This window comes from Phytohabitans kaempferiae, assembly GCF_042433955.1.
Taxonomy (GTDB): domain Bacteria; phylum Actinomycetota; class Actinomycetes; order Mycobacteriales; family Micromonosporaceae; genus Phytohabitans; species Phytohabitans kaempferiae.
The window spans coordinates 21,222-32,952 of sequence record NZ_JBHLUH010000048.1; the positions used below are offsets into that span (position 1 = coordinate 21,222).

The 11,731-nt window shown below is 68.7% G+C and carries 9 protein-coding genes and 2 pseudogenes; 2 read left to right on the forward strand and 9 right to left on the reverse strand.

All coding sequences use genetic code 11. The features are described from left to right. Positions 1 to 309: 309 nt before the first annotated feature. A pseudogene (locus ACFFIA_RS23200) lies at positions 310 to 1,199 on the reverse strand (ATP-binding protein). 366 nt (positions 1,200 to 1,565) lie between these two features. On the opposite strand from ACFFIA_RS23200, the gene ACFFIA_RS23205 reads away from it, so the two are divergent. Then, positions 1,566 to 1,799 carry a hypothetical protein gene (locus ACFFIA_RS23205; RefSeq protein ID WP_377253732.1) on the forward strand — a complete coding sequence of 78 codons (234 nt, stop codon included), beginning with the start codon at positions 1,566 to 1,568 and terminating at the stop codon, positions 1,797 to 1,799. 62 nt (positions 1,800 to 1,861) lie between these two features. Here the strand turns inward: ACFFIA_RS23205 and ACFFIA_RS23210 are convergent, their stop codons facing one another. From ACFFIA_RS23210 to ACFFIA_RS23220, 3 genes are all read right to left on the reverse strand, one after another. Continuing rightward, a complete protein-coding gene (locus tag ACFFIA_RS23210; protein ID WP_377253733.1) occupies positions 1,862 to 2,092 on the reverse strand; it encodes a hypothetical protein in 231 nt (76 codons plus the stop codon). A 313-nt stretch (positions 2,093 to 2,405) separates the two neighbouring features. Continuing rightward, positions 2,406 to 2,597, reverse strand: coding sequence for a hypothetical protein (locus tag ACFFIA_RS23215; protein WP_377253734.1), 192 nt, complete (start codon positions 2,595 to 2,597; stop codon positions 2,406 to 2,408). A gap of 744 nt (positions 2,598 to 3,341) precedes the next feature. Continuing rightward, a complete protein-coding gene (locus ACFFIA_RS23220; RefSeq protein ID WP_377253735.1) occupies positions 3,342 to 3,902 on the reverse strand; it encodes a TetR/AcrR family transcriptional regulator in 561 nt (186 codons plus the stop codon). A gap of 91 nt (positions 3,903 to 3,993) precedes the next feature. Here ACFFIA_RS23220 and ACFFIA_RS23225 point away from each other — a divergent pair, with 91 nt between their 5' ends. Then, positions 3,994 to 4,902 carry a zinc-binding dehydrogenase gene (locus ACFFIA_RS23225; RefSeq protein ID WP_377253736.1) on the forward strand — a complete coding sequence of 303 codons (909 nt, stop codon included), beginning with the start codon at positions 3,994 to 3,996 and terminating at the stop codon, positions 4,900 to 4,902. Positions 4,903 to 4,976: 74 nt separating this feature from the next. Here ACFFIA_RS23225 and ACFFIA_RS23230 read toward each other — a convergent pair. From ACFFIA_RS23230 to ACFFIA_RS23250, 5 genes and pseudogenes are all read right to left on the reverse strand, one after another. Next, a pseudogene (locus tag ACFFIA_RS23230) lies at positions 4,977 to 5,837 on the reverse strand (transposase); the annotation flags it as partial. A gap of 836 nt (positions 5,838 to 6,673) precedes the next feature. Next, positions 6,674 to 8,503, reverse strand: a complete 1,830-nt coding sequence (locus tag ACFFIA_RS23235; protein ID WP_377253737.1) for a glycoside hydrolase family 15 protein — start codon at positions 8,501 to 8,503, stop codon at positions 6,674 to 6,676. A 61-nt stretch (positions 8,504 to 8,564) separates the two neighbouring features. Beyond that, complete coding sequence (locus ACFFIA_RS23240; protein WP_377253738.1) at positions 8,565 to 9,374, reverse strand: SDR family oxidoreductase; 810 nt, start codon at positions 9,372 to 9,374, stop codon at positions 8,565 to 8,567. A gap of 225 nt (positions 9,375 to 9,599) precedes the next feature. Continuing rightward, complete coding sequence (locus ACFFIA_RS23245; RefSeq protein WP_377253739.1) at positions 9,600 to 10,049, reverse strand: SRPBCC family protein; 450 nt, start codon at positions 10,047 to 10,049, stop codon at positions 9,600 to 9,602. Positions 10,050 to 10,281: 232 nt separating this feature from the next. After that, positions 10,282 to 11,520, reverse strand: a complete 1,239-nt coding sequence (locus ACFFIA_RS23250) for an IS256 family transposase (RefSeq protein WP_377253741.1) — start codon at positions 11,518 to 11,520, stop codon at positions 10,282 to 10,284. Positions 11,521 to 11,731: the final 211 nt, after the last annotated feature.

The window sequence follows — 11,731 nt, forward strand, 5'->3', positions numbered from 1 at the left end:
TCTCGCTGGCGCTGCGACAGGAAGTCGCTCGGCACCACCTGTGGGTAGAAGGCAGCGACTCGGACGCCTTGGCGGGAACCTGTGCGTTTTGTAGAACGGTTCGAGGATGGGATACGAGCCGTGGCAGCGACGATGAGGAGCCGGCGGTCCAGGACGAGCCGCGCGTGAGGCCGAGTGGCCGGCGATCATCCGGGCCAGCAATGCCCGCCGTGCCGCGCCGACTTCGACCGCTGAGCGGGTACGCGGCAACCAGGCACGCGGGAATCGGTTCGGCCGACCGCGGTGAGAACGCTCGCTTTGCCGCCGGGTTTACCGGTCGGTGCCGGGTGCGCTGGTGAAGGCCAACCGTTTGGTGAACCGGGCGGTTGTGCCTCGACCGGGGCGACTGTCCAGGTGGAAGTGATCAGAAAGCTGTGCGATCAGATACAGGCCACGTCCGGACTCCGCGGTATGCGGCGGCATCGTCGGCGGGCCGTCGTGGACGAATCCGGCGCCGTGGTCGACCACCTCGATCAGGCACACACCGTCCGCGATTTCACGGTGACCTCGTACTGGTCGGTGAGTCTGGCGTGGCGGACCACGTTGGCGCATGCCTCGTCCAGAGCCACCGCGATCTCGTTGCGGCAGGCGGCGGTCACGCCGAGCGCGGACAGCGCGGTGTCCATGACCATGCGGACCAGCCGCACGCCGGAGACATCACGCGGCAGGCACACGGCCAAACTGACCTGGAACGCTGCCGGATGCACGCGCGTGTCCCCTCCCCCGGCGGGGGTCGGTGTCGGTGTCGCCCCCTTGGGCTGCGGCGACGGCTCCCGGCCCGCCGTGATCGTAAACGTGGCCGTCGGGAATGCCCGGCCGTTCCGGACGGCTGGCGGAACGCTTGCGTGCACCGGTGCGGGCCGTTCCGGAAAGGTCGGCGTCGTTGCCGCGTCGGCGGGGCCGAAACGGTAGACCGTTCCGCTTCCTTCCGTTTCCGCCCGCCGGGTGGAAGCGGAACCGGAAGCCGTACGGGGTGCGGCAACGGCGGCGGCGCGAGCGTGGTAGCGGCGTGGTAACGCTGCCGTTGCCGTTACCACGGTGCCGCTTACCCGTAGCGCGCACCGGCAACCCGCTAACACGTCCGCTACGGCACGAGCGTGCCAACCTTTCCGGCCCAAATCTCGGCCCGTGCCGGGCCGTGCCGTTACCGGCGGTCGCATCCGTTACTGGCCGCTGCCGGTGACCATCCCGCTAACGGTCACTCGCATGTGTCGAGCCCAGAAGGAGGCGAACGCGTATGCACGCGACTTTCACGAGATCCGCGACAGTCCATCGTGGAGGAACATGGCCACAAGCCAGAAGCCAAAACCCCAGCGCCGTCGCCCGTCTGTAGGCGACGGGTCGGCGACCGGCGCGGCCAACCCGCCCGGCACCGGCCCTACCCCCGACCACACCACGAAGCACGACACCGGCCATCCCAACGCACGGGGGACGTTACCGATGGCCCACCACCCTTCCACCCCTCCCACGGACACGACCGCCAGCCACGACACCTCGGCCGGGGTGTCGGCGGCGGACAGGCTCTCATGCGTGCCCGGCTCGCCGCGATGGCCACCCCGCACGACGGCGACAGCCCGCGCGTTGCGGAGCTGCGGGCGATCCTGCGCGACGAAGCGCTGATGCCGCACGTAACCGCCAACGTCGAGACGTGGCCACCGCTGTCCGAGGAGCAACGCGAAACCCTGAGCGCGTTACTGCAACGCTCGGCCAACCGCGCGGCGAACCGCTCGACGCGCCGTGCCCGGTGGCGGGCGACCTGATGGCCGCAACCGTGCGGGGGCGCCTCCCGATAGCGGGGGCGCCCCCACGGTGTGCGGTGTCATCAGGCGGCCATCGCGTCGGCCGGCGGCCCACCGAGGTTGTGCTTGTGGTCGACGCTCACCGTGGACGGGTCAAAGCCTCGGCCGCGCCGCCCGGACGGCAGGATCGTCACCGTGCACAACCGGTCGATGAACGGGCGTTGATCGGCCAACTCCAGACCAGCCCACGCGGCCACCGGGTCCGGCGCGTTGATCACCGAAGCCAACGGGTCGGTGGTCACCGAGGCGTTCAACAACTCGTCGATCTCGGTGATGCGCGGCGATCACCCGCGCGCGGGTCTTCAACCCGAGCACCTCGTCTTCGGCCATCAGCTCCAGCCGGGTACGGATCGCCTTGCGTTCGCCGCGCAGCCCCTCGGCGTCCACGTCCGGGCCAGGCTCGGCCAGCAACTCGTACGCCCACTCTCGGTGATCATGGTCCGCGCCGGTGCTAGGGGTATTAGCGGGGTTGGCCGTCGCCGGTGCCCGGCTCGTCCGTCGGCAACATGGCGTCGATGCTCAACGCCGACCGGTTGATGAAGCCGTGCGGCTGCCCGGTTGCCTCGCTTAATTTAGCCAGCGCATGAGCAGCGAGGTCACCAGGGCGTGCGCGCCATACTCCCGGCTACGCAGCCGGTTCATGTCGGCCGTCGCCTCTACGACCCGCTCCAGATCCTCGACCGTGGGCGGATACGGGATGTTGAGCCGGTGCATGCGGGCGTCGTTCACCTCGGCGATCAACGCCGACCGCTCCGGCATCCGGCCGGTCGCCGGGCTCGGTGAGCACCGTCAACGCCCGTAGCCACTGGTTGAACAGCTCCCGGGTCGGCAAGTCGCTAAGACCGGCCCCCGTTCCCACCTCCCGCCGGGAAGTTACCGGCGCGCCAGACGGCCCGTGCGGGCGTTGGGGGCACGTGGCGGAACGTTCCGCGCAGCAGTGCAGCCGTCCCGGAACAGCGTGCGGAGGTTGTTCCAACCGGGCGGCCGGGCTTCCGCTTCCTCGTTCCGCTTCCTTCCGCTCGACCGCCCAGCCCGTCCAACTCCGCCAACAGCGGACGAGGATGGGCTGGCCGCCGGCGCCGCCGCGACGTGAACCGCACCCGCCACCCTGAACTCACCATGCGCCCACCCTCGGCACCCGTCGGGACCCACGGCAGGTGCCGCATGTCTCCACGCCAACCGATGCCGGCCCCGGCATCAGCCAGAGCCAACACCGCCTGCAACGCCCAACGCGTCGCCATCGGCGATGCGCCACTCAACCAATCCGGCAACGGTGTCAGCCCGTCGAACTCGTCGATCGGCTCCAGCCGGCGGTAGGCAAACACACACCCATCCGACGAGCAGGGCGTCATCGACGGCTCGACACGAGCGGTGGACACCGTCCACGCATACATGGGTCGACTTATGTAGCCAGGCCGCTTTCTGTCCATTGTCCGAGCCGCCCGGCGGTTCGGACAATCTGCCTCTGCACCAGGTCGGCGACATTCTCCGGCGGTGCTCTCGTTAGGGCAGGATCGTGGCGGCAAGGTCACGAACGGCCGCCCGTAGTCGACTGACACCACCGCGATCAGTGATGTGCCGGACAAGCTCGCCGTCGAACGAGCCGAGCAGCATGTGGGCGAAGAACTCGGCGTCAGCGTCGGGTCGAATCTGGCGGATGAGCCCGGTGACGTGGTCGTGCCAGCGCCGGTAGGTGGGGTCTTGATGCTTGTCGGCCGCGCAGGCTTGTTCGTGCGCGGCAATCAGCGCGATGTTCTTCGCCGCGAGCTTCGCTAGTTCGTCGAGAAACCCGAGGAGCCGATCGCGAGGTGGTGCGCCGGGGCCGAGCGGCGGCGGGCCGTTGTCGATCGCATCGCGGATGCGGGTCGCGCGCTCGGCGAGCAGTTCCTGGAACAGGCCGGTGCGGCTGCCGAACCGCCGGAACACGGTGCCCTTGCCCACGCCGGCCCTCGCGGCGACGGAGTCGAGTGAGGTGCGTTCCGGCCCGTGCAGCGCAAGCAGTTCCTCCGTTGCCCGCAGGATCGCTTGGCGGTTACGTACGGCGTCCGCGCGTTCGACAGCCACCACACCTCCTGGAAATCGGACTACCAGTCCGTATAGTATCTCAGGCATTATCCGGACCGCTGGTCCGGTTCATTCCATTGGAGGTGCCGCTGTGCAAGCGTTGATCGCCGCCCCCGAGACCGTCGAGGGTTTCCGGCTGGCCGAGGTTTCGGAGCCGGCGCCGCAGCCTGGCCAGGTGCTGGTCGACGTGCGGCATGCGTCGCTGAACTTTGGTGAGGTCCGTTATCTGGGCTTCCAGCCGGCTGGCGGGGTGCTCGGCTACGACGCCGCCGGATACGTCGTTCAGGCAGCCGAGGATGGCACCGGGCCGGCCGTCGGTGAGCGGGTTGTCGCATTCGGCGCCGGAGCATGGTCCCAACGAGCCGTGTTCGGCACCGACAGCGTCGCCGTCGTCCCCAACGGGCTCGACCTCGCCGAGGCCGCAGCGTTGCCCCTGGTCGGTATCACCGCCTTGCGCACGTTGCGCACTGCCGGCTCCGTGCTGGGCCGCCGCGTGCTGGTCACCGGCGCTTCCGGCGGCGTCGGCCGGCTCGCGGTGCAACTCGCGCGGCTTGGCGGTGCGCATGTCATCGCCTCGGTCGGCTCAGCACAGCGCGGTGAGGGGCTGAACGCACTCGGGGCGAACGAGTTGGTGATCGGGCTCGATGGCATCGACGAGCCGGTCGACGTGGTGCTGGAAAACGTGGGCGGAGGGCACCTGGTCACCGCCTGGGGTCTCCTCAAGCCCGGCGGGAGTCTGCAGAGCATCGGCTGGGCATCGGGTGAACCGGCAGTGTTTCCACCCAATTCGATCTTCGCCCATGGGCCAGCGAAGACGCTCCAGTCGTTCGGCGACGCGTCCAACCCAGGCCCCGATCTGGCCACCCTCGTCGACCTTGCCTCCCGCGGGCTCATCTCGATCCGGGTTGGCTGGCGCGACTCTTGGAGCCGCGTCGGCGACGCGATCGAGGCGCTTCTTGGCAGGCGGGTATCCGGAAAAGCCGTCATCGACCTTGACTAGTCTACTTTGACCTAAAAAAGGGCTGTAGCGGTCGGTATGGCGATTTGGGCGTGGCTGGGTTCGGGTGGGCCTGTTCATACCGGGCTGGTGGCGGCGAGGGTGGTGATTTTGACGAGGTTGTGGGCGAGGATGCCGTGTCCGCACCAGATGGCGGTGCGTTCGCGTCCGGCCGTACCGGTTCGTGCCCAGCCGTAGCGGTGTTTGAGGTGGCTGATGTGGCCTTCGGAGCCGGTGCGCCATTTGATGAGTTTGCGGAAGGCTGGTCGGTGTTCGTGCGCGGGGCGTGCGGGGCCGGGTGTGCCTTTACGAGGTATGGCAACGGTTTTGACGCCGAGTTGATGAAGTTGGTCCTCGACGCGGGCTTCGCCGTAGCCGCGGTCGGCGGTGGCGGCTCGTGGTGGTGTGCCGACGCGGGCGGTGATGCGTTCGATGGCGGGGGCCAGTTGACCGGCGTCGGCCGGGTTGCCTTGGCGTAGGTCGTAGTCGAGCGCGATGCCGTCTTCGTTGTCGATGACCTGTGCCTTGCAGCCGAACTCGACCGGTTTGCCGATGCGTCCCTTGGCGATCGGGCGGGCGTCGGGGTCGTGCAGGCTGACCAGTCGGGTGGCCGAGTCGGGCGTGCGGGCGGCCAGCCGGCCGCGGGTCTGCGCGACCACTCGTGCGGTGCGCTCAAGGGCGGTGGCCAGCTCGTCCAGGGCGCGGCGGAGCCGGCCACGCGTGCGGCCGGTGACGGTCGGCAGGGCTCGTCGGGCGTTGACCAGCACCTGGGCGGCGTCACGGCTGCTGGACTGTGCCAGGTCGGCCAGTTCGCCGGTCAGGCGCAGCACGGTGGCCTGGGCCTGCTGCTTGGCCTCGGCGCCGCGCAGTTTCAACCGCGCGCCGATCGCTCGGACCCGTGCGCCCGGTCCCGGGACCCGGTCCCGGGACCGGTCCCGGAAGCGGGGTCGGCGTGGGCGGCCCAGGTAGTCCCAGGTGGCGTCGACTGTCGGTTGCGGTGGGACGGTGCCTCGGTGCTGGACCAGGATGTCGGTCACGGCGTAGCCATCGACCTGCCCCACCCGGCTGCTCGTGGGCCACAGCGGTGGGCTGACCGCGCGGACCCGGGCGGCCGGCCCATTCGACGGCGGTACTGAACCAGTCCCTGCTGGCGGCGGCGCGTTGCGCCCCGGTCAGGTACAGCCGCTCGATGAGCGCACGTAGCAGGTCGGCCGGGATCGGCTCGGGATGCCCGCAGCGGCGGGCATCCATGGCGGCGCTCAACAGTTCCCGGCCCAGCGTCGGGCCGGGCTGATGCGCCCGCTGCACCAATTCCGGCGCCGCCGCCAACACCGCCGCCAACCCCAGGTCGGTGCGGTAGCGCACGGCGTCGGCGACACGCGGGTCGACCGCGGCGACGGCCTCGGCACGGGCGCGTTCATCCGGACTGGTCCGCTCGGCCACCCAGATCCGGCTCCCACGCCGTCCTCGCTGCCCCAGGCCGGGATAATCTCACCCTTCAGAATGCCCGGACCGCGACCGCACTGGCCGGAAACCACCACCCCGGGGCAGGGCACGCGCCGCAGCGAACGACCGCGCCGGCGAACGGATCGTGGCAATATCCGGCGGTCGACACCTACACCCGTTCGCAGCGCGAATGCCACGTCAGGCCACCGGCCAGGGCGCGACCGACGCCCCGGTCACGCAGGTACGCGGGCAGGTGCCTGATCCCGGGCGCGGAGGTACGCAGGAAGTCGAAAGGCTGATGAACGTGCGAGCCGGGGGCCGGAACAGCTCATGCGGTTGTGCTGGTGGTGGCTCGGGTCAGGCTGACTCCGCTGGCGATGATCCCGATGTGGCTGAATGCTTGCGGGAAGTTGCCGATGAAAGTGCCTGTGGCGGGGTCGATTTGTTCGGACAGCAGACCGAGGGTGCTCGTCCTGGCGCACAGGGAGCTGTACAGTTCGTGCGCCTGCTCAAGGTGTCCCTGACGGACGAGGTTCTCGACCAGCCAGAAGCTGCACAGCACGAAGGCACCCTCGTCGCCTTCGATCCCATCGGGTGAGTCCTGGTGCAGGTAGCGGTAGAGCAGCCCGTCTCCGGCGGACAGCCGTTGGGCGACAGCGGAGGTGGTGGCGACCATCCGCGGGTGGGTGGCTGGTATCACCCGCCGCAGGGGCAGGGCCAGCAGGCTCGCGTCGAGCACGCCGCCGCCGTCGAGATGAGCGCTGAGCGTTTGTGCCTTCTCGTCCCAGGACCGTTCGAGGATTTGTCGGGTCAGTTCGGTGGCCGCCGAACGCCACCGGGCTACCGGTGCGGGCAGGCCGAGCTTTTCGCCGAGCGCCGCCGCCCGGTCCAGGGCGACCTGGCACATCGCGGCCGAGTAGGTGAAGACACGGCCGTCGCTTCGCATCTCCCAGATTCCTTGATCCGGTTCTCGCCACGCCCACTCCGCAGCGTCAGCAAGTCCGCGTAGTTGGGCCCACAACGCTGGCTGAAGTTCCCCTCCGGCGCGTACCCATTGGTCGGCGCAGTCGAGCACTTCTCCGTAGACGTCGTGTTGGCGCTGGTCGGCCGCGCCGTTGCCCCAGTGGACCGGGGATGAAGCACGGTAGCCTTCCAGATCAGGGTCCTCGACCTCGTCCGGTACGGGGCCACCGCCGAGCGTGTACATGATTCGCGGTTGTCGGCTGGCCTCGAAGGCGTCCAGCACCCATCCGAGGAACGCGTCCGCTTCGTTCTTGAATCCGATGCGGCGCATGGCGAAGACGGTGAAGGCCGCGTCGCGGACCCATGCGTACCGGTAGTCCCAGTTGCGCACGCCGCCGATCGGTGCGGGCAGTGCGGATGTGGGTGCCGCGACCAGGGCGCCGTTGACCCAGTCGTCACACAGTTTCAGGGTGATCGCCGAGCGACGGACCAAGGGCTCCTGAGGGCCGCTGTAGGTGAAGTGGGCCATCCACCGTCGCCACGCGTCCGCCGTCGTCGCCAGCATGTCCTCGGCGTTGAAGCGGTGGTGGCGGTGGACTCGGCCCCAGGAGAGCACCAGGTCCACGTGTTCGCCTTCGTTCAGGTCGAAGGCGACCGGCAGGCTGGCCAGGGGACGATTCGCGCGCAGGTGCAGGCGCAGGTCAGGTCGGCGGGAGGGCCGGATTTCCAGGCCGTCGAGCGCGGCGCGGATCTGGCCGCTGTCGCGGGGCCGCAGGTCGATGTCCAGTCGGATGGTGCCGTTGAGGACGCGCGCCGAGCGGACCAGTTCCGCGCGCCCAGCGGGTGCGTCGTCGGTGAGGTCGGCGCCGGAGCGGACCACGACCGCATCGGTGATCTGAAGCAGCCCGGTAGTGGTGCGAAGCTCGGTGACCAGGACAGCGGTGTCTGGGATGTAGTGCTGTCGCGCCTCGCGCAGGTCCTGGGCGGTAACGGTGAAGTGCCCGCCTCGCTGGTTGTCGAGCAGACCAGCGAGAACCGGCTCGGCGTCGAAATGGGGTAGGCACAGCCAGGGGATCGAGCCGTCGACGCCGACGAGCGCCACGGTGGCACCGTCCCCGATCACCCCCAGATCCTCCAGACGAGGGTAGCCGTCGGGCCGGTGTACAGGCAGCAGCGGAGGATTCGGGTCAAACACGGACTCTCCTCAGCAGCGGCACCTCTGACAGGCGCAGCACTCGGCGCTCTGGGCCGGCTCGTTACCGGGCGAGGACCCGGCCACCGAACAGCGCCAGCGTCTCACCGGTGACGTAGCTGCTGTCCGCGTTGCTGGCGAAGAACAGGAACGCGGGGGCGATCTCCTCGGGTTGCGCGGGCCGGCCCAGCGGTACGCCGTCGGTCTGGTCACCGTATCCAGCCAACTGCTCTGGGGTACGGCTGGAGGCGTTCAACGGCGTCCACACCGGCCCGGGTGCCACACAGTTCACCCGGATACCCCGCCCGATCAGTTCCGTCGCCAACGACTTGGTGAACGTGTGAATCGCACCGTTGGTTTCCGCATACCCGATGAGCGACGGGTTTCCTTCGAACCCGGCGACCGAACCGCAGTTGACGATGCACCCGCCCTCCGGCAGGTGCCGCAATGCGGCCCGGGCCATGTAGAAGTAGCCCGACACATTGGTGTGGAACAGCTCGTCAAGAGCCTCGTCCGAAACGTCCGCCAGCGACGAGTACTGAAACAGGACGGCGGCGTTGTTCACCAGGATGTCCAGCCGGCCGAACTCCGCGGCGGTGCGCTCCACCGCCGAGTCGCAGAACGAGGAATCCTTCACGTCTCCGGTCAACACCAGGCAACGCCGTCCCTCTTGCCGCACCAGTTCACGAACCTGGTCCGCGTCCTCCTGCTCCGCGGGCAGGCAGACGATGGCCACGTCCGCCCCCTCCCGTGCGAACAGGACCGCGACGGCAGCGCCGATACCACTGTCTCCACCGGTGATCAACGCAGCGCAATCAGTAAGTTTTCCGGATCCGCGCAACGCGGCCGCCCGGTTGCGCGGGCGAGGATCCATCCTCGCGTCCAGCCCTGGCCTCGACTGGGACTGCCCGCGAAACGGTGGCGCGGGCTGCTCCACAACTCTGCTCATCACAACGCCCCCCGTCGGTCGTCCCGCAGCAGGTTCCCCTTGCCGCACCGGTAAAACAATGCCTCGCCGACTGGCCGCTCGTTGCTGGGCAACCGGCCACGACACCGAAGACATCGCAAGGTTCGTCGGGGCCCACGGCGACCGCGAGTGTCAGCGGACGGCGGGTGCGCGTCGCCGTACCGCAAGGTCCTCCAACCGCCGGAGCATCTCAAGGCTGCGGGGCCCCAGCAGGACGGACTGAACCAGGTGTGGCATGAGCCGGCCGACGCCGGCGATCAGCTCGTATGACAACGTCACTCGCGTCGCCGCGTCGACCGGTTCGAGGTCCAAGCGGACCTTTGCTTCTCCGAGGGGCCATGCCCGAGCGTGAAGCTCGAGCATCCGTCCAGGAACAACGGCGTGTACCGAGGTCATGCCCTTGATGTGCAACGGCCATGGTCCGACCTGGTGGCGAATCCGGGCACCAGCGTCGGGCCAGCTGTCATCGACATCCCGGATATGAGACGCGCCGACGACCCAACTGGCGTAGCTCCAACCGTCCGCCAATACCGCGAACACACGCTCGGCAGACGTGCTAACAACTCTCGATCTCTTCGGCATTGCCACCTCCCCTCGACGCCATCCGCCCCTGCTTTCCCAGCCGAGACCGGAATATGCACATGACTACGGCTGTGCCGGCAAACGTCATCCCCCGACGAGGGTGGGCGATGGTGACCGTCGTGGACCTGGCTTGAGGCTGAACGAGACTTCCCGTTAACCAGCGGTCGTCGATACCGGGACTATCGCGAAAACGGTGTAACGCTTCTCCGTTTGATCGATAGGTGTTGAGTTGTTAGCGGCGGCCGGCGGTGACGCGGCCGTCGAAGGCGATGTCGAAGGCGTTGAGTGCGGCCTTCCACCGGTTGGACCAGCGGGCCCGGCCGCGGCCGGTCGGGTCGAGGCTGCAGATGGCCAGGTACAACACCTTCAACGCGGATTGCTCGGTAGGGAAATGGCCTCGGGCGTTAACAGCGCGGCGAAGTCGGGCGTTCAGGCTCTCGATGGCGTTGGTGGAGCACACGATCCGGCGGATCTCGACGTCGAAGGCCAGGAACGGCACCATCTCCGCCCAGGCGTTGGTCCACAGCCGGACAATCGCCGGGTACTTGCGCTCCCACTTGGCGGAGAACTCGGCGAACGCGTCCAGCGCGGCCGACTCGGACGGTGCGGTGTAGACCGGCTTGAGCTCTTTGGCGATGACGCCCCAGTCGGCTTTGGAGGCGTAGCGCAGCGAGGCGCGGATCAGGTGCACGATGCAGGTCTGCACCACCGCCTGCGGCCACACCTCGGCGATCGCGTCGGGCAGGCCTTTGAGCCCGTCGCAGACCACCATGCACACGTCGACGGCGCCCCGGTTCTTCAGCTCCGACAACACCCGCAGCCAGTATTTGGCACCCTCGCCGCCGTCGCCGGCCCATAGGCCGAGGATGTCCCGGCCACCGTCCACAGTGACCGCCAGGGCGACATAGATGGGCCGGTTGGCGACCTGCCCGTCCCGGATCTTCACATGGATGCAGTCGATGAAGATCACCGGATACACCGAATCGAGGGGCCGGTTCTGCCACTCGCCCATGCCATCCATCACCCGGTCAGTGATCGTGGTGATCCGGTCCTTGGACACCTCCGCCCCGTACACCTCGGCAAGGTGGGCGCAGATCTCCCCGTGCGTGAGCCCTTTGGCCGACAGCGACACCACCAGGTCCTCGATCCCGCCCAGGCGCCGGGACCGCTTCGGGACGATCGTCGGGGTGAAGCTGCCCTCGCGGTCGCGGGGCACCGCGATGTCCACCGGGCCGACCTCAGTCAACAGCGTCTTGGCCCGCCGACCGTTGCGGGAGTTACCGCCGTTACGGCCCGCCGCGTCGTGCTTGTCGTAGCCGAGGTGATCGTCCATCTCGGCCTCCAACGCGGCCTCCAGGAACCGCTTGGTCAACTGCTGCAGCACCCCACCACGGCCCAGCAACTGCACCCCCTGCGTCCGCGCCTGCGCCGCCAACCGGGCCACCAGCGCCGGGTCCAACGCCTCCGCGATCGCCTCCGCCGTCACCAACTGCTCATCCGCCGGCCCGCCCTGGACAGGCACCAACGGCTCGTCCACGACCGCCCCCGCGGTCTCAATCTCGGTCGTCACAGTGCTCATAACGATGTCCTCCTTGTCGGAATTGCACCGTTTTTACGACACTCCCTCGATACCGATGAGGGCGTCGCCCGCGCCGCCGGTGGCGACGGGCTGTTGCAGCGGC

Coding starts and splice junctions, on each gene's coding strand:
- ACFFIA_RS23205 (WP_377253732.1), top strand. CDS start 1,566: ATGCGTGCCCGGCTCGCCGCGATGGCCACCCCGCACGACGGCGACAGC.
- ACFFIA_RS23240 (WP_377253738.1), bottom strand. CDS start 9,374: ATGGATCCTCGCCCGCGCAACCGGGCGGCCGCGTTGCGCGGATCCGGA.
- ACFFIA_RS23245 (WP_377253739.1), bottom strand. CDS start 10,049: ATGCCGAAGAGATCGAGAGTTGTTAGCACGTCTGCCGAGCGTGTGTTC.
- ACFFIA_RS23215 (WP_377253734.1), bottom strand. CDS start 2,597: ATGCCGGAGCGGTCGGCGTTGATCGCCGAGGTGAACGACGCCCGCATG.